9 protein-coding genes are annotated in these 19,060 nt (G+C 40.8%); all 9 read left to right on the top strand.

Annotated features, from left to right (window positions below; genetic code table 11):
• The first annotated feature begins 69 nt into the window (after positions 1-69).
• The 9 genes from adcR to HT685_RS06950 all read left to right on the top strand — a co-directional run bounded on the left by adcR (position 70) and on the right by HT685_RS06950 (position 18,634).
• Complete coding sequence (gene adcR / locus HT685_RS06990) at positions 70-510, top strand: zinc-dependent transcriptional regulator AdcR (protein ID WP_001249314.1); 441 nt, start codon at positions 70-72, stop codon at positions 508-510.
• Positions 510-1,214 carry a metal ABC transporter ATP-binding protein gene (locus HT685_RS06985; RefSeq protein WP_001269496.1) on the top strand — a complete coding sequence of 235 codons (705 nt, stop codon included), beginning with the start codon at positions 510-512 and terminating at the stop codon, positions 1,212-1,214. Before adcR ends, HT685_RS06985 begins: the two co-directional genes overlap by 1 nt.
• Positions 1,207-2,013, top strand: a complete 807-nt coding sequence (locus tag HT685_RS06980) for a metal ABC transporter permease (protein ID WP_049535472.1) — start codon at positions 1,207-1,209, stop codon at positions 2,011-2,013. The genes HT685_RS06985 and HT685_RS06980 overlap by 8 nt, the downstream gene beginning before the upstream one ends.
• A 9-nt stretch (positions 2,014-2,022) precedes the next feature.
• Positions 2,023-3,528 (top strand): zinc ABC transporter substrate-binding lipoprotein AdcA, encoded by a 1,506-nt coding sequence (adcA, locus tag HT685_RS06975; RefSeq protein WP_173224956.1) that lies wholly within the window; start codon positions 2,023-2,025, stop codon positions 3,526-3,528.
• Between the two features lie 2,360 nt (positions 3,529-5,888).
• Entirely contained in the window at positions 5,889-6,773 is an 885-nt protein-coding gene (locus HT685_RS06970; protein WP_050390559.1) for an SPFH domain-containing protein, read from the top strand.
• A 202-nt stretch (positions 6,774-6,975) separates the two neighbouring features.
• The gene (locus tag HT685_RS06965; protein ID WP_173224958.1) at positions 6,976-11,883 is read left to right on the top strand and encodes a ZmpA/ZmpB/ZmpC family metallo-endopeptidase; all 4,908 of its coding nucleotides are present in this window, start codon (positions 6,976-6,978) and stop codon (positions 11,881-11,883) included.
• 237 nt (positions 11,884-12,120) lie between these two features.
• The gene (locus HT685_RS06960) at positions 12,121-15,909 is read left to right on the top strand and encodes a sugar-binding domain-containing protein (protein ID WP_173251447.1); all 3,789 of its coding nucleotides are present in this window, start codon (positions 12,121-12,123) and stop codon (positions 15,907-15,909) included.
• Between the two features lies 1 nt (position 15,910).
• Positions 15,911-17,599: an alpha-L-fucosidase gene (locus tag HT685_RS06955; RefSeq protein ID WP_173278998.1), complete on the top strand. Its 1,689-nt coding sequence runs from the start codon at positions 15,911-15,913 to the stop codon at positions 17,597-17,599.
• 99 nt (positions 17,600-17,698) lie between these two features.
• Positions 17,699-18,634: an Rpn family recombination-promoting nuclease/putative transposase gene (locus HT685_RS06950; protein WP_173224966.1), complete on the top strand. Its 936-nt coding sequence runs from the start codon at positions 17,699-17,701 to the stop codon at positions 18,632-18,634.
• Positions 18,635-19,060 lie beyond the last annotated feature (426 nt).

Raw genomic sequence — 19,060 nt, 5'->3', positions numbered from 1 at the left:
GGTAAACAAAATGTCAAAGAATAGTATTTTTCTCTTAAAAAGAGAAGTTCAAAAGGAAAGGAGTCAGATATGAGACAGCTAGCGAAGGATATCGATGGCTTTTTGAATGAGGTGATTTTACAGGCAGAAAATCAGCATGAAATCCTAATAGGTCATTGCACTAGCGAGGTGGCTCTGACCAATACTCAGGAGCATATTCTCATGCTCTTGTCAGAGGAATCTTTAACCAATTCAGAGTTGGCGCGTCGTCTCAATGTCAGTCAGGCAGCAGTTACCAAGGCCATTAAGTCTTTGGTCAAGGAAGGGATGTTGGAAACGTCTAAAGATCCTAAGGATGCGCGTGTGATTTTTTATCAGTTGACTGATTTGGCTCGTCCAATCGCTGAGGAGCATCATCATCACCATGAGCATACACTTTTAACCTATGAACAAGTGGCGACTCAGTTTACTCCAAATGAACAAAAAGTGATCCAGCGGTTTTTGACTGCTTTAGTAGGAGAAATCAAATAATGAGATATATTACGGTAGAGGATTTATCCTTCTATTATGATAAGGAGCCCGTTCTTGAACATATCAATTATAGTGTTGATAGTGGGGAATTTGTTACCTTGACGGGGGAGAATGGGGCAGCTAAGACGACACTGATTAAGGCCAGTCTTGGAATTCTCCAACCACGCATTGGAAAGGTGACCATTTCAAAGACAAATACGCAGGGTAAGAAATTGAGAATAGCCTACCTTCCTCAACAGATTGCCAGTTTTAATGCTGGTTTTCCAAGTACGGTTTATGAATTTGTCAAGTCCGGTCGCTATCCACGAAAGGGTTGGTTCCGTCGTTTGAATGCTCATGATGAGGAGCATATCAAGGCTAGTTTGGACTCAGTTGGTATGTGGGAACACCGAGACAAACGCTTAGGGTCTCTATCTGGAGGACAAAAGCAGCGAGCGGTGATTGCGCGTATGTTTGCTTCGGATCCAGATGTGTTTATCCTAGATGAGCCGACAACGGGGATGGATGCAGGAAGTAAAAACGAATTTTACGAACTCATGCACCACAGCGCCCATCATCATGGCAAGGCTGTTTTGATGATTACCCATGACCCTGAAGAAGTTAAGGACTATGCGGACCGCAATATTCATCTAGTCCGTAACCAAGACTCGCCATGGCGTTGTTTCAACGTTCATGAGAATGATCAGGAGGTGGGCCATGCTTAGTTTGTTATCTTATGACTTTATGCAACGTGCCTTTCTGGCCGTTATTGCCATGAGTCTTTTCTCGCCAGTATTGGGGACCTTCCTTATCTTGCGCCGTCAGAGTTTGATGAGTGATACCCTCAGCCACGTCTCGCTTTCAGGTGTAGCCTTTGGTCTGGTACTAGGGATTTCTCCAACTATTTCTACTATTGCCATTGTCTTGATTGCGGCGATCTTTCTGGAGTATCTCCGTACGGTTTATAAGAGTTTTATGGAAATCGGGACAGCTATCCTCATGTCAACAGGTCTGGCTGTTTCTCTGATTGTTATGAGCAAGGGTAAAAGCTCGAGTTCTATGAGTTTGGACCAGTATCTTTTTGGTTCAATCGTGACTATCAGTGAGGAGCAGGTTATTTCCCTCTTTGTCATTGCAGCGGTTGTCTTGATTTTGACCTTCCTCTTCCTTCGTCCAATGTATATCCTGACCTTTGATGAGGATACGGCCTTTGTGGATGGCTTGCCTGTTCGTACCATGTCCATTCTTTTTAACATGGTGACAGGGGTGGCCATTGCCCTTATGATTCCTGCTGCAGGAGCTCTTTTGGTATCGACTATCATGGTCTTACCAGCTAGTATTGCCCTGCGTCTGGGGAAAAACTTTAAATCGGTTATGCTGCTTGCCAGTGCTATTGGATTTTTGGGAATGGTAGCAGGACTTTACATTTCCTACTATGCAGAAACACCTGCAAGTGCAAGTATTACCATTATTTTTGTAACTGTCTTTTTACTAATCAGTTTAGTAAGACGTTTTATCAAATAGGAGACTAAGATGAAAAAAATTAGCTTATTACTAGCCAGTCTATGTGCCTTGTTTTTAGTGGCTTGTTCCAATCAAAAGCAAGCAGATGGCAAACTCAATATCGTGACAACCTTTTACCCTGTCTATGAATTTACCAAGCAAGTAGCAGGAGATACTTCTAATGTAGAACTTCTCATCGGTGCTGGTACAGAACCCCATGAATATGAACCGTCTGCCAAGGCAGTTGCCAAAATCCAAGATGCAGATACCTTTGTCTATGAAAATGAAAACATGGAAACTTGGGTTCCTAAATTGCTAGATACTTTGGATAAGAAAAAAGTGAAAACCATCAAGGCGACAGGTGATATGTTGCTCTTGCCAGGTGGTGAGGAAGAAGAGGGAGACCATGACCATGGCGAAGAAGGCCATCACCATGAGTTTGACCCCCATGTTTGGTTATCACCAGTTCGTGCCATTAAACTTGTAGAGCACATCCGTGATAGCTTGTCAGCAGATTATCCTGATAAAAAAGAGACCTTTGAGAAGAATGCTGCTGCCTATATCGAAAAATTACAAGCCTTGGATAAGGCTTATGCAGAAGGCTTGTCTCAAGCCAAACAAAAGAGCTTTGTAACGCAACACGCAGCCTTTAACTATCTCGCTTTAGACTATGGGCTCAAACAAGTCGCTATCTCAGGACTTTCTCCAGATGCAGAGCCATCAGCTGCACGTCTGGCAGAATTGACAGAGTACGTCAAGAAAAATAAAATCGCCTATATCTACTTTGAAGAAAATGCCTCACAAGCCCTTGCTAACACACTTTCAAAAGAGGCAGGTGTCAAAACAGATGTCCTTAATCCTTTAGAAAGTCTGACAGAAGAGGACACCAAGGCGGGAGAAAATTACATCTCTATCATGGAGAAAAACCTCAAGGCTCTAAAACAAACAACAGACCAAGAAGGTCCAGCTATCGAACCTGAAAAGGCAGAGGATACCAAGACAGTTCAAAATGGTTACTTTGAGGATGCAGACGTCAAGGACCGCACTTTGAGTGACTATGCAGGTAACTGGCAATCAGTTTATCCTTTCCTTGAAGATGGTACGTTTGACCAAGTCTTTGACTACAAGGCTAAGTTGACTGGTAAGATGACTCAGGCAGAGTACAAGGCCTACTATACAAAAGGCTATCAGACAGATGTCACTAAGATTAACATTACTGATAATACTATGGAATTTGTTCAAGGTGGACAAAGCAAGAAATACACTTACAAGTATGTGGGTAAGAAAATCTTGACTTACAAGAAAGGCAATCGTGGCGTGCGCTTCCTCTTTGAAGCAACGGATGCGGACGCTGGACAGTTCAAGTATGTTCAGTTTAGTGACCACAATATCGCCCCAGTTAAGGCAGAACATTTCCATATTTTCTTTGGAGGCACAAGCCAAGAAGCCCTCTTTGAAGAAATGGACAACTGGCCAACCTACTACCCAGATAACCTATCTGGCCAAGAAATTGCCCAAGAAATGTTGGCGCATTGATGAGAAACCGACTAGTTCATAAGAGCTAGTCGGTTTTTGGGTACTAGATAGCTAACTGCATTATAGACCTTTCAGAACTTTAAACAATAAATAAAACTCTTGAAATATCGGGGTCTGTATGTTAGAATGATTTTAATGGATAAGGTTCATTAGAACATCAAAGCCCTTAACTAGTGCGATAGTTAAGGGGTGTTTTGGTATATTCTATAGGAATAGAAAAAGACCCTCTAAACTTTGTAGAGAGCCTTAAAAAAATCAAAATAAAAAGATAACCCCAGGCACATAGGAATGCTCAACCTTTCAGTCTACCCCATTCTGGGACCCAGCGTTTATCCTTCACAAGTTATCTTATTGAGTCCATTATATCACACTTATGGAAAATGTAAGAAATTTGTATAGTATTTTTAAATGAATTGATGAAAAATCAAATACCTTTCAGAACTAAGGAATTTTAAATAATAAATAAAACTCTTGAAATATCTGGACCTGTATGTTAGAATAAAATCGATAGGCAAGGTTCATTAGAACACCAAATCCCTTAACTATTGCAGTAGTTAAGGGATTTTTTGACGTATTTTAGCGATTTAACGGGTGTTTACAGGCTAGTCATTCGGTCTACTTCCTACCATCTAGCCATTTGCAGACGAAATACAAGATAATTCCTGCTATGACGTCCGCTACAATAGTAAGAACGAGCTCTGGGGCAAGGTTCATTAGTTTCACCTCCTCTCACGAACCGTAAGGAACGTAATCGGTAACCGATGACAAAAATAGTATATCACATTAAATTTAGATCATCAACATTGCTTAATGCTTGAAATATTAGGACTTATATGCTATAATGTAATTAGTGTATAAGGTTCATTAGAACACCAAAGCCCCTAACTAGTGCCATAGTTAAGGGCTTTTTTGACGTATCTTAGCGATTTAACGGGTGTTGATAGGCTAGTCATTCGGTCTACTTCTTACCATCTAGCCATTTGCAGACGAAATACAAGATAATTCCAGCTATAACATCCGCTATAATAGTAAGAGCAAGCTCAGGTATAAGGCTCATTAGTTTCACCTCCTCTCACGAACCGCAAGGAACGTAATCGGTAACCGATGACAAAAATAGTATACCACAATAAATTTATATCAACAACATTGCTTAATTCTTGAACTATTGGAGTGCAGTTCACTGCAATGATGTTTTTGTGAGTCTTTTAAAGGGATTAGACATTACTTATTCCGTTTCACTTTAGACCTTTCAGATATCTAAGGGAACTTAAAAAATAAATAAAACTCTTGAAATATCTGGGCTTATATGCTAGAATATAGTTAATTGATAAGGTTCATTAGAACACCAAAGCCCTTAACTATTGCCGTAGTTAAGGGCTTTTTTGACGTATCTTAGCGATTTAACGGGTGTTGATAGGCTAGTCAGTCGGTCTACTCCTTACTATCTAGCCATCTGCAGACGAAATACAAGATAATTCCAGCTATAACATCCGCTACAATAGTAAGAGCGAGCTCTATGATAAGGCTCATTAGTTTCACCTCCTCTCACGAACTCATAGGAACGTAATCGGTAACCGATGACCAAAATAGTATACCACAATAAATTTAGACCATCAACCTTACTTAATGCTTGAAATATTAGGACTTATATGCTAGAATATAGTCAATTGGTAAGGTTCATTAGAACACCAAAGCCCCTAACTATGGCCGTAGTTAAGGGCTTTTTTGACGTATCTTAGCGATTTTAACGGGTGTTGATAGGCTAGTCACTCGGTCTACTCCTTACTATCTAGCCATCTGCAGACGAAATACAGGATAATTCCTGCGATGACATCCGCTATAATAGTAAGAGCGAGCTCTATGATAAGGCTCATTAGTTTTACCTCCTCTCACGAACCCATAGGAACGTAATCGGTAACCGATGACAAAAATAGTATACCACAATAAATTTATATCATCAACATTGCTTAATTCTTGAAGTATGGTAGCTTGTATATTAAAACTAACTTACATTGTGAGTAAAATTGCTATATATAACAACTTCCTTCATTAACTTGAGGGATAAAACATTATATTAAAAACATTTGTCACAAACAGATTTACATTAGCTCAATATCTGTCTGTTTCCAGTTTGACTCTTAATTGTTTAAAATCGAAATAAGGGTGGTCTAGAAAGAACTGGCATGGTGCACCTAATTTCTTACCAGTTATTTTAGCAAGAGATTAGACGACAATGTGACAATTCACCTCTAATTATTGACATTTCAGGAAAAATCGCAGTAAAAACGGCACAGCCTTCTTTAAATGTGCTATAATACTAGAAAAATACTTGTGGAGGTTCCATTATGGCAATATTTTTCATGATTTTTCTGATTGTTTGTGTGCTCCTATTGCTGATAGTCACACTGAGTACAGTTTATGTGGTTCGTCAGCAGTCGGTGGCGATTATTGAACGCTTTGGGAAATACCAAAAGGTTGCCAATAGCGGTATTCATATTCGCTTACCTTTTGGGATTGACTCGATTGCAGCACGCATTCAGTTGCGCTTGCTGCAAAGCGATATTGTGGTTGAGACCAAGACCAAGGACAATGTGTTCGTTATGATGAATGTAGCGACTCAGTACCGTGTCAACGAGCAGAGCGTGACAGATGCCTACTATAAACTCATGCGTCCAGAATCTCAGATTAAATCTTATATCGAAGATGCCCTTCGTTCTTCTGTTCCAAAATTAACCTTGGATGAATTGTTTGAGAAAAAAGATGAGATTGCCCTTGAAGTTCAACACCAAGTAGCAGAAGAAATGACTACTTATGGTTATATTATCGTGAAAACCTTGATTACTAAGGTTGAACCAGACGCAGAAGTCAAGCAATCCATGAATGAAATCAATGCAGCGCAACGTAAGCGGGTCGCAGCGCAAGAATTGGCAGAAGCCGATAAGATTAAAATTGTCACTGCAGCTGAAGCCGAAGCAGAAAAAGACCGCCTTCATGGTGTGGGGATTGCCCAACAACGTAAGGCGATTGTGGATGGATTGGCAGAGTCTATCACCGAACTCAAGGAAGCCAATGTTGGTATGACAGAAGAACAAATCATGTCAATCCTCTTGACCAACCAGTATTTGGATACCTTGAACACCTTTGCTGCAAAAGGAAATCAAACCATCTTTTTACCAAATACTCCAAATGGTGTAGATGATATCCGTACACAAATCTTGTCAGCCCTTCGCGCTGAAAAGAAATAATAGATTAAAGAGCTTGGCAACAGGCTCTTTTTGTATTACGTTTGTTAAGAAAAACAAAGAACATTGATATACATTTAACTAAAAATTATTGTATATTGTCTACTTTAATTAGGAATGATAAGGGAATAACTAGAAAGATTTGTGAATATAGACTATTTCTGATATACTAAATATACAGTAATAATGAATGATGGGAGATGGGATGAAAGAATTTCAATTTGAGAGAAAGCAGCGTTTTTCTTTGAGGAAATATGCAATAGGAGCTTGTTCAGTCTTGCTAGGAACGAGTCTATTTTTTGCTGGTATGAGTGCTCAACCTGTACAGGCTACCGAAACGAGTTCAAAACTAATTTCAAGTCATTATTTGGATGAGCAGGATTTATCTGAAAAGCTGAAATCTGAGTTGCAATGGTTTGAAGAAAATAAGATTGAGGTAAAAGAGGGAAAAGAATACTACTTTATCTATCGAAAATTGGCTACAAGATTACCAGAAACAGGTCTTTTTTCTAATGATGGGATGTTTATCTTGGGAGCAGGATTATTATTGCTTTCCTTTACTTTAATCAAGAGAAAAAGGGGAGCGTCTTACTTCCTTGTGACCGTCTTTGCTGTTGGTGGCTGGGGAGCATCCATCTCTGCTTTAGAAAATCTGGTAGAATTGCAACCAGCCCTTGTTAAAAGGGTAGAAGGTCAGTTTTTACCAAGTCCTGAAAGAGTCCAAGGATATGAATTTACGGGATATTATTTGGTAAGAGATAGTGCTAGCAAGGAACTTTCTGTTGATAAGATAGAGTCGCCAGCATTATCTCAAAAGGAGGAAAGTTCAGAACCTCAATTTAAGAAGATTGTACCACAGACTACATCTCATTTTAGCTCGACTGAAGACCTTGTGCAATCTCCTCAACCATCCTACGCAGTTGAGAAAATTGTTGAAGCTCCTGTAAGCAAACAAGCTCCTGATGAAATTTTGCCCATAGGGACTAAGGAAGAAGTTGCAGGAAATCCCCAAGTAGAACAACCAAAAGCAGAAAATAATAGTGATTATAAAACAAGTCCTGAGGAAGGTGTGTTAAATGCCACAGTAGAGAAACCAGAATTGCTAGTCACTACAGAGGAGGTTGCTTTCCAAACGATAGAACAAGAAGATGCAAGCTTAGCTAAAGGGCAAACTAAAGTTGTTCAAGACGGTGTTGTTGGTGAACGCACCATCTATACGGAAGTCACTATCGTTAATGGGGAAAAATCTAGTAAAGTTATAGAAAATATAATTACAAAAGAGCCGGTGGACAAGGTGGTTGCAGTTGGGACTAAGGAAGAAGTTGCACCAAAATCTGAGGAAGGTAGACCAGTTCAATCTGAAAAAACTCCAATAGTAGAGAATGAAACAGAGACAAAACCAGCTGATGGAATAGGACAACCAAGACCAGGAGCAGAAGAAACGCCGGGTACAGAAGCAACATCGGGCGAGAAACAAATACCTGACAAACCCGAAGCCGAGCCGAAGCAACCAGATCCAGCAACCTCAGTCATGGAATCAGGGGGCGAGGAAAATCAAACTCTTGCCCCACAAGGTACTGAGTCCCAGCCACCATCTAAAGAAACTGCTGAGACCAAAGATTCTGAGCCAGCAAGCCCAGCCGTGGAATCAGGACGCGAAGAAGATCAATCTTCTGCGGAACAAAAGGGTGAGGAGAACCAGCTGGAGAATCCAGTTGAGGGGGTAAAAGATACTGGTGAGTCTGCCCCACAAGAACCCCAAAAACAACCAGAACAAACGCCTTCATCTGCAGAGGTCAAGCCAAGTCAAGGAAACGAACCAGAATCAGCTGTTCAGCCTGAACCCTTAGCTCCCCAAGAGCAACCAACTGTCCCAAGTCCAGTAACGAAAGAAAAAGTACTGGACTATAAAACAATCTATACAGCATCGCCAGCTTTAAATTACCAAGAGCAACAAGTAGAAGTAGCAGGTGAAAATGGTAAGGAAGTGACAACTACTTCTTACAGTTTTAATGAAAGTACTGGGAAAATAGTAGAAAACACTTCAACAAAGATAGAAAAACATCCAGTAGATAGAGTTATTAAGGTTGGAAATGTAGAAGAAACAAGATCAACAGTCAAAAGACGCGAACAGTTTGTTGCGGATGAGTCACTTGATAAAGGGGTTAAAGTAGTTAGAGAACAAGGTCAAGATGAAGAAGCGACAACAATAAAAGTCTACAAAGTAAATGAACAAACAGGAGACTTGACGGAGCCAGCTGTAACGACAAAAGTCGCTAAGCCAATGCAGGCGAAAATAACGGCAGTAGGAACAAAACCAACAGTTCAATCACAAGAAATTCCTTTTAAAACAGTTTATGAAGCAAATCCAGCGTTAGATTACAATCAGAAAATAGAAGAAACACCGGGTGAAAAAGGGCGTACAGTATCAACTACAAAATACACAGTAAATCAAGAAACAGGAGCTATCTCAGAAGAAACTACAACAGAAAACACTCCAGCTAAAGACAAAATAGTAAAAGTTGGAAACGTAGAAAAGATAGTGTCACCTATTGATATTACTGAGGAAAGAAAAGATGATCCTGAACTTCCGAAAGGAAAAGAAGAGGTTCAAAGTGAAGGCGAGCAAGGGGAAACAACCGTCACTAAAACTTATGAAGTTAATTCTGAGACAGGAGAGTTAACAAATTCAACTGAGAAAACTGAAGTAACTAAAGCTATGCGCCAAAAAGTAATTTTGGTTGGTACTAAAGAAGACAAACCGCATTTACTGCCAGAAAATAGTGAGTTAGAAAATGCGGTGAATGTAACTCAAGCAAGTACTGAAATGAAGTCTATAGATTTATTGACAAACGAAAAATTAAAATCACAGTTAGCTCCATCAGACATAGAAATAAATCGAGATTTCTTCTTAAAACGAAACGAATTACGAAAAACTAATCCAAATATAACAGAGTCTGAAGTAAAAGAAATTCTACGAAAAGAATATCTTGAAAAATTATCGATTAAAGAAACACTTGATGCGACTAAAAACGATTTAGAAGCTAGTTTGAAAAAAGTTGCGGCGCACACCTTGAGTATTTTAGGTGACAATCAACAAAATAGAGAAAAAGTAAAAGGTGATATTGAAGCTAATAAAGAGAAAATATTACTAGGGTTATCCTATATCAATCGTTTTTATAATATTGATTTTGGAGATACCAACATCCGTGATATTCTAGCTTATAATCCAAGTTCGTTCGGTAAAAAAGACCTTACTTCTTTAGATTGGTTAACACACCTTGGGTCTATGAGTTATGATGAATTAAGATTAACCAATAGTCCAAAAACATTTGAGAAATACTTTGGTAAAATTACAGATAAACTAACATTATTAGATTTCCTAGATTACAATAGAACTACATTCACTAATATGGATGGCGATACGTGGTTGAAGAAAGCGACTAAAGCTATCGTAGTTGAAAAAGCTTCGAAAGAAAAACCTGATGAAAAAGTAGACTTATATACAAAATTAACTACTCCTCCTGAGAAATATGGAGCTGAAAATCGTCAAATAGAAAGTAGAAGACAACAAAATGTAGCTACATTATTAGGTTTGGTAAATATTAAAGAACCAAGCGTGTATGCTATAACTAACATAGCGACGGTAACCTACGGAAACATCGGAACGTATATGGATACTTCTTTAGAGAAAACGAATCCAGTTAAGTATAAAGAAGAATTAGAAAAAGTTAAAGTATTGATAGAACTAACAGCCACAAGACAGGCTAATTATGTTGACACTTTATACAGAATTACAAAAGAAGAAAATCGTCCGAAACTAATTACAAATAGAGTAATTGTAGATACGATGAAGAAATATACGACGAATACGTCTGCTGGAATAGCGACAACATGGTCTAAAGAATCAGGACCAACAGCGGATAAAGGGGTTAAAGACTTCATGACACCTTTAGGAATGTACTCGCCATCGCAAAATGTAGGTGCAGAAGCCAATGGAGTGGGTGTCCGTTACTTTATAGATAGAGTTCTTGATGATAGAGGTTCAGCGACTTACTCTCACGAAATGACGCATTTATTAGACAGAACAGTACTGTTTAATAATCATGGTCGTCGAGATGGTACAGCGGCAGAGTTTTATGCTAGAGGAATCTTCGAAAATTCTTACACACCAGAAAAAGATACATATTTCAACTTAAACTTCGTTTACGATGAAAGTAAGAAAAATGGCTTCTACAACAAAACACCAGATAGATTTAAGACGGATGCAGATTTGAAATCTTATATGCATGGAAGTTTTGATGTGTTATATAGTCTAGATTATTTAGAAGCGGAAGCAACAAAACAACTTTCAGCGGCAGATAAAACTAAATACTTCAAGAAAATAACTCCGATTACTTCAACTGGGACTAGAACACCCGTAACATACACAAATCCAGCAGTTCAAGCTACGCACAAGAGTGAAAAAATCTCAGAAATCACACTGGCAGAAGCGGAAAAACTAACGGATATCAATAGTTTAATTGACAATAACATTTTAGTGAATCGTTACATTATAAAAGGATTTACTGATAAAGGTGTTATTGAAGCTAATGGGTATTATTTAGTGGATATGTTTGATACCATTTATGGTGTTAGTCAAAATGACACTGGTATGAGTGGGGACATCACCTTTAGAAAACAAGCTTTTGAATTGATGGCTGCTTTGGGCTATTATGAAGGATTTGTTCCTTATGTGTCAAATCAATACAAGCAAGCAGCAGAGTCTGAGAACAAGCCTCTATCTGATACTTACATTTTCAATAACATTTTAGGAAAATCTTACGCAGCTTTCAAAAAAGAGCAAATAACTGAGCGTGTTGAGAAATTAGGTAAGTTAAAACTAATTACTATAAATTACAACGGAAAAGAAGAAGTGATTGATAGTAAAGAAAAATTACAAGAGCTTATGAATAAAGCTGTTAAAGAAGAACTTGCTCAAATAAAAGCAGGAAATACCACGGCTAAAAAGTTTGAGTTTATCGAAACACCCGTTCAAAAACTGAAAAAAGCGATTTATAAAGCTTATCTCAAAGATTCAGATGACTTTAGACAGTCGATTTACAATAGTTAAGACAAAAGGGACATCTCTCTGGAATGAACATTCAGAGGGGTGTTTTTTGCTCTCTTGTAAGGTTTGACCCTGTTTCTTGAAAATTACAGTTTGCTTGAATATGGAGTGATTTTCAGACTTTTCCACAAATTATAGAATCTTTTCTGAGGATTTAGGGAGTGATGGAGGAAATCTTGAAAGCGCTTTTGTTTTGTGCTATAGTCAAGTCAATAGACTTGTTTAAAGAGGAATGCTTATATGAGAAGAAAAGAAGTTTTACGAAATCACTGGTTTTTTAGCCAGGAGGTAGGGAAAGGAGAGGCCTTGGCGCCGGATTTGCAGAGGGAAAATTGGCAGACCATTCAAGTGCCGCATGACTGGAGTATTTACAATGATTTTGACCATTATTCGCCAGCGCAAAATGAGGGTGGTCAGTTAAACGGGGGTCAAGCCTGGTACCGGACGCAGTTTTACTTGGAAGAAGATGCCAGTCTTGTATCGGTGCGCTTGTTGTTTGACGGGGTTTACATGAATGCCCAAGTCTATATCAACGGGCAAGTGCTAGGCTATTATCCCAATGGCTATACACCCTTTTCTTATAATATCACCCCTTATCTAAGAAACGATGGGACAGCCAACCAGCTTGCGGTTTTTGTGGAAAATCAGCAACCTAGCAGTCGTTGGTACTCTGGTAGCGGTATTTACCGAGAAGTAAAATTGTTGATTACAGATGCAGTTCATCTGGATTTATATGGAATTAAGATAGAAAGTCCCAAGCTAAAGGAACAAAGAGATAGATGGGTGGAGACTCAGCTTACAAGTAAGGTTTCAAATGATGGACCTCAGTCCGTGTCGGTGTATTTGGAGCAGAGTATCTGGTATGATGGACAACAGCTGTCAGACTGGCAGGCGACAGACTCTCTAGTGATTGAGTCTGGGGACAAATATTCTTTCCAACAAGCCATATCAATTTTCCAACCCTTGCTTTGGGATATTGATTCCCCTCACCTTTACCAATTGAAGACTCGTCTTTATAAAAATGGCATTTTGGTTGATGAAGAAGAGGAGACCTTTGGTTACCGCTATATGGATTGGCAAGCGGATAAGGGCTTCTTTCTAAATGGTAGCTGGTTGAAGATTCATGGGGTTTGTCTGCACCATGACTACGGAGCGTTGGGATCTGTGGAAAACAGGTCAGCTGCTGAGAGACGCTTGCGCCAGATGAAGGAAATGGGTGTCAATGCAATTCGAATTACCCATAATCCAGCCAGTAGTATTTTGCTGGATGTGGCTGCTAAAATGGGGCTACTTATTCAAGAAGAAGCCTTTGATACCTGGTATGGAGGCAAGAAAGAATATGACTATGGTCGCTTTTTTGAGGAAGAAGCGACTCATCCAGAAGCGAAAGTAGGCGATTTCTGGTCAGATTATGATTTGCGCACTATGATCGAGCGTGGCAAGAACAATCCAGCGATTTTTATGTGGTCCTTGGGAAATGAAGTCAGCGAAGCAAATGGAGATGCCCATTCATTGAAGACGATCAAACGCTTGCTAGAAAGGGTCAAGGAAGTGGATGATAGCCGTTTTGTGACTATGGGAATGGACCAATTCCGCTTCGGAGATGGTTCTGGAGGTCATGAAAAGATAGCCAATTTGCTGGATGTGGTGGGCTTAAATTACTCGGAAGATAATATTGACGCGATTCGTAAAAGACATCCCAAGTGGCGACTTTACGGGTCTGAAACCTCATCGGCTACCCGAACACGTGATAGCTATTTTCGCCCAGCTAAGGAATGGGTTGGGGATAATCGCCGCGTGAGGAATTTTGAACAGTCGGACTATGGCAATGATCGGGTTCCTTGGGGGAAGACGGCGACGGCTTCTTGGATAGCAGATAGAAATAGGCTAGACTATGCAGGTCAGTTTATCTGGACAGGAGTGGACTATATCGGTGAGCCGACTCCTTGGCACAACCAAAATGACACACCTGTCAAGAGTTCTTATTTTGGGATCGTGGATACAGCAGGGATTCCTAAAAATGACTATTATCTCTATCAAAGTCAGTGGTTGGACCTAGATCAGCATCCCATGGTTCATATCCTGCCCCACTGGAATTGGGAAATCCACAAGAGTTATCAACAAGTTGTGGATAAGTATGGGGATATCCCTGTTCGAGTGTATTCAAATGCCCGTTCTGTAGAGCTATTTCTCAATGGAAAATCTCAAGGTAGGAAGACCTTTCAGGAGAAATGGACTTCAGATGGCAGAAAATATCAAGAGGGAGAAGGTTCTGACCAACTCTATCTCGAATGGCGTTTGCCTTATCAACCAGGAAAATTGCGTGCTGTGGCCTATAACCATCAAGGTCAGCTTGTGGCAGAAGATAGGGTGGTGACTGCAGGTAAGCCAGACAAAATCGGGTTACATGCCGAGAAAACAAAACTGGAGCCAGATAGGCAAGACCTCCTTTATCTCTATTTTGATGTATTGGACAAGGATGGAAATTGGGTGCCGACTGCTTCCAATCAGCTTCATTTTAAAATTGAGGGCCCTGCTCGCATTGTGGGTGTGGATAATGGCAGGCAGGCCAGTCGTGAACGTTACCAAGCCCAGAAAAATGGTCGGTTTAAGCGGAAAGCATTTCATGGCAGAGGTGTCCTCTTAGTTCAGAGCTTGGAGCAGGCAGGTCTAGTCAGAGTAAAGGCTAGTGCTAGAGGGCTAGAGCCAGCAAGTTTTGATCTCTTAGTGGGAGAGGCTTTGGCTACCCAACCATTGAAAACTAAGCGCTTATTTGAGATTCGAGTGGACAAGCAGGCAGGATTACAAGAAGGGGATTCCCCAGCTATTGGACTTTATCCACAAACTGTGGATAACCCTGTGAACAAGGTGGGGAATAGTGAAGTGATTTGGGAGACGAGTGGTGGTGCCCACGCCATTATCAAGCAGGGAGTGCTTCATTGCTTGTCTGCAGGCGACTTGGTTATCAGTGCTATTTATCAAGGAAAGACCTATCAAACTCATTTGCAGGTCGCAGAAAATACCTCACTAGGGCAGGCACTTTCTGTACGACCACTTCGCTTGTATACAGATAGGGGGACTTATCCACAGCTGCCATCTTCAGTCTTGGTGGACTATGAGTCAGGTAGTGCAAAACGAGTCAAGGTTGTTTGGGAGGCAATCTCGGAAGAAGATATAGAAAGCTTTCATGAATTTACGGTATCTGGTCAGCTAGAGTGTTTGGATTTAAAGGCTTCTGCTCAGGTTTGTGTCCCAGGGACTTGCGCTATTGAGCCTGAAAAGGTTTGGACGCTTGTTAAGGAAGCCCCACACTTACCAGACCGAGTCAAGCTAGTCTTATCAGATGGTAGACGAGATACGGCCAAGGTGACTTGGGATGAACTCGAACCTCAAGTCTATGCTCAGGTAGGAGAAAGTGTGCTCACAGGACAAGTAGCGGGCTGTGAGTTGCCAGCAACAGTCACCATTCATGTGACAGATGTCAGTGTAGATGGGGGAGTTATTTCCAATCAGTGGACAGGGTCCAACCTGCCTCTGGTCTTTGCTTCTCACTCAGAGCCAAATCACCCAGCCTCTTACCTCAATGACAAGGTCATTGCTCGGAAAAAATCAACAGCCAATACTTGGATTACCAAGTCAGAGCAAGCCAGCGTGGGCATTCTTTTTGGAGATGCAGGGATTTTAAAACCGCGATTTGTGGATAACCTGACCTTGTATTATGTTGAAAATCAAGAATATGTGGCCGTTGAGCCGACCTTTATCGATTATTATGTAGGGAATGAGCCTAGCTTGCCTCGGACTCCCAATCATTTGGATAAGGATTCCCTGCTCAAGCAAGAGCAGAATTGGCGCCCTGTATCAGCTATCCGAAAAGTTTCAAGCGACAAGGATGAGGAGCTTCGTTTTGAATTTGACAAGGTGGAAACTTATGCCCTTCGTCTTCGATTTGAAGGCTTGAGCAGTCCCCTAGCGTTAACAGAATTGCAAGTGTATGCCAAAAAAGTAAAGAAAAATGTAGATAGGAAGTAGTATGGTAAGAGAAATAAAACCGCATGGCCCCTTGCCTAGTCAGGCCCAGCTAGCTTATTTAGAGGATGAACTAGCAGCCTTTATCCATTTTGGACCCAATACTTTTTATAATCAGGAATGGGGGACAGGTCAGGAGGATCCTGAACGCTTTAACCCGACACAGTTAGACGCGCGTGAGTGGGTTCGCGTACTCAAGGAAACGGGCTTCAAAAAGTTGATTTTGGTGGTCAAGCACCATGATGGCTTTGTCCTCTATCCGACGGCTTATACGGATTATTCGGTCAAGGCCAGTCCTTGGAGGAATGGAGAGGGGGACTTGCTCCTTGAAGTATCCCAAGCTGCCACAGAGTTTGATATGGATATGGGGGTCTACCTATCACCCTGGGATGCCCATAGTCCCCTCTATCATGTGGACCGAGAAGCGGACTATAATGCCTATTATCTGGCACAGCTGAAGGAGATTTTATCAAATCCTGCCTATGGAAATGGAGGGAAATTTGCTGATGTCTGGATGGATGGTGCCAGAGGAGAGGGGGCTCAAAAGGTTAATTATGAATTTGAAAAATGGTTTGAAACCATTCGTGAACTGCAGGGCGATTGCTTGATTTTTTCAACAGAAGGCACTAGTATCCGCTGGATTGGCAATGAACGAGGGTATGCAGGTGATCCACTGTGGCAAAAGGTGAATCCTGACAAACTAGGAACAGAAGCAGAGCTGGATTATCTTCAGCATGGAGATTCTTCAGGCACTATTTTTTCAATCGGTGAGGCAGATGTTTCCATCCGTCCAGGCTGGTTCTACCATGAGGATCAGGATCCTAAGTCTCTCGAGGAGTTGGTCGAAATCTACTTTCACTCGGTGGGTCGGGGAACTCCACTCTTGCTCAATATTCCGCCGAATCAAGATGGGCTCTTTGATGCAAAGGATATTGAACGTCTCTATGAATTTGCGGTCTATCGCAATGAGCTTTATAAAGAAGATTTGGCTCTGGGATCTGAGGTATCTGGTCCAGCTCTTTCCGCAGACTTTGCCTGTTACCATCTGACAGACGGCTTTGAGACCAGTTCTTGGGCAAGCGATGCAGACTTGCCAATTCAGTTAGAACTCGACTTAGGATCTCCTAAAACTTTTGATGTAATTGAGTTAAGAGAAGATTTGAAACTAGGGCAACGAATCGCTGCTTTTCATGTGCAAGTAGAGGTAGATGGTGTCTGGCAGGAATTTGGCATGGGCTTTACAGTTGGTCATAAGCGCCTCCTGCGAGGGTCGTTAGTAGAGGCACAGAAGGTGCGCGTGGTCATTACAGAGGCACAATCTATGCCTGTATTGACCAAGATTGCCCTCTATAAAACTCCTAGCTTATCAAAACAAGAAGTTGTTCAGGGACTAGCATTTGCAGAAAAAAGTCTAGCTGTAGCAAAGGGAGAGACTCTTCATTTTAAGGTTGAACGTAGCGAATGTAACACTCCTTTGGAGGCTAAGATTTCGATTCAACCGGGGACTGGTGTGCATGGTGTCGCCTATCAGGACGAGATTCAAGTCCTTGCGTTTCAAGCTGGGGAAAGCAAAAAAGATTTGACCATACCAACCCTGTATTTTGCTGCTGATAAGACCTTGGATTTCTATCTGAATCTGACTGTTGATGGACAACTGATTGATCAAGCTCATATTTTAGTTGAAACGAGATAAAATATCTTCACAATTCATTTCCTTTCCGAATAAATAGATAGAAGCATCAAATCTAGTAAATTAGATTAAAAAATGTGCTATAATGAAAGGAGAGCAAACATGACTGTACGTCATCCGGGCATTAGCCCAACCAATGACTTGGTTGCTAAGAAAATCTTTAGCAATCCAGAAATCACTTGTCAATTTATTCGCGATATGTTGGACTTGCCAGCAAAAAATGTGACCATTTTGGAGGGAAGCAACATTCACGTCTTGCCTTCCGTACCGTACTCGGCACAGGATTTCTATACAAGTATAGATGTTTTGGCGGAGTTGGATAATGGTACGCAAGTTATCATCGAAATTCAGGTTCATCATCAGAATTTTTTCATCAATCGCCTGTGGGCTTATTTGTGCAGTCAGGTCAATCAAAATCTTGAAAAAATTCGTCAACGAGAAGGTGATACACACCAGAGTTACAAACATATCGCACCAGTATACGCTATCGCAATCGTGGATAGCAACTACTTCTCAGATGACTTGGCTTTTCATAGCTTTAGTATGCGAGAGGACACGACAGGTGAGGTTTTAACTATCACAAATAATGGACAAGAAAACCATTTGGTTAAGATGGCGTTCTTGGAATTAAGAAAATACAGAGAAACCAGCAAAGATAGCATTCGCAAACCGTGGTTGGAGTTTTTCGGGAATAAACCCTTTACCCAGCACCCCGAGCGAGCCATCAGCCAAGCAGACCAACTGCTGGACTACAAGAGCTGGTCCGAGGAGGACAGGAAAATGTTTAGTCAACTACGTATGCGCGAAGAACAAGCCTTGTTAGCACAGGACTATGCCTTGGAACAAGCTGAGGAAAAGGGCTTAGAACGTGGTCGTGCAGAGGGGATTGAAAAAGGGCGAGAAGAAGGTATTGAACAGGGACTGGAGCGTGGGAAAATCTTTGCCTTCCTGGATATGGTCCGTCAAGGTCTTCTGACTTCGGAGGTTGCCAGCCAGCAATTAGGTATGACTGTCGCTGAATTTGAGGCATTGCTGTAAATAGGAACAGATGACATGTTGCCAAAATGAGGTAGCATGTTTTATTTTAGCTTTAGTTGTTAGTTGCAACAGGCAGACGATCAAGAGACTGCTAACACTTTTAGGTCGTAATTAGAATGTGGAAGTCAGTCATATTTCTACGGTGAGGAGACTCTGGCGTGTTTTGCCTTTAAATTTTAAGAGAATAGTGCATATGAGAGATAGGGTCTGGTTCTGTTAGGCTCTGCTAGAAAGCTATCAGAGAATCTGGGCATCTAACTGACAGGTTCTCTTTTTTGGAAGAAAAAAAGCCAAAAAACCTAAAAATTTTTGTATATTTATTTTACGAATGTTTTGTTTAAAAATTGTAGAATAGTTCCTTTTAGGTATCAAAGTTATCTGCTTTTCAAAATAAAAAGATTTTATCCAAATTCATTTCCGAATTTC

Source organism: Streptococcus sp. 5004 (assembly GCF_013276755.1).
Taxonomy (GTDB): Bacteria; Bacillota; Bacilli; order Lactobacillales; family Streptococcaceae; genus Streptococcus.
Note: the sequence above shows the minus strand (reverse complement) of the source record. Positions and strands in the feature narration are given on the sequence as shown.

Bases quoted from the DNA above. Each gene is read 5' to 3' on its own strand.
- adcR (WP_001249314.1), top strand. From the start codon at position 70: ATGAGACAGCTAGCGAAGGATATCGATGGCTTTTTGAATGAGGTGATT.
- HT685_RS06985 (WP_001269496.1), top strand. From the start codon at position 510: ATGAGATATATTACGGTAGAGGATTTATCCTTCTATTATGATAAGGAG.
- HT685_RS06980 (WP_049535472.1), top strand. From the start codon at position 1,207: ATGCTTAGTTTGTTATCTTATGACTTTATGCAACGTGCCTTTCTGGCC.
- adcA (WP_173224956.1), top strand. From the start codon at position 2,023: ATGAAAAAAATTAGCTTATTACTAGCCAGTCTATGTGCCTTGTTTTTA.
- HT685_RS06970 (WP_050390559.1), top strand. From the start codon at position 5,889: ATGATTTTTCTGATTGTTTGTGTGCTCCTATTGCTGATAGTCACACTG.
- HT685_RS06965 (WP_173224958.1), top strand. From the start codon at position 6,976: ATGAAAGAATTTCAATTTGAGAGAAAGCAGCGTTTTTCTTTGAGGAAA.
- HT685_RS06960 (WP_173251447.1), top strand. From the start codon at position 12,121: ATGAGAAGAAAAGAAGTTTTACGAAATCACTGGTTTTTTAGCCAGGAG.
- HT685_RS06955 (WP_173278998.1), top strand. From the start codon at position 15,911: ATGGTAAGAGAAATAAAACCGCATGGCCCCTTGCCTAGTCAGGCCCAG.
- HT685_RS06950 (WP_173224966.1), top strand. From the start codon at position 17,699: ATGACTGTACGTCATCCGGGCATTAGCCCAACCAATGACTTGGTTGCT.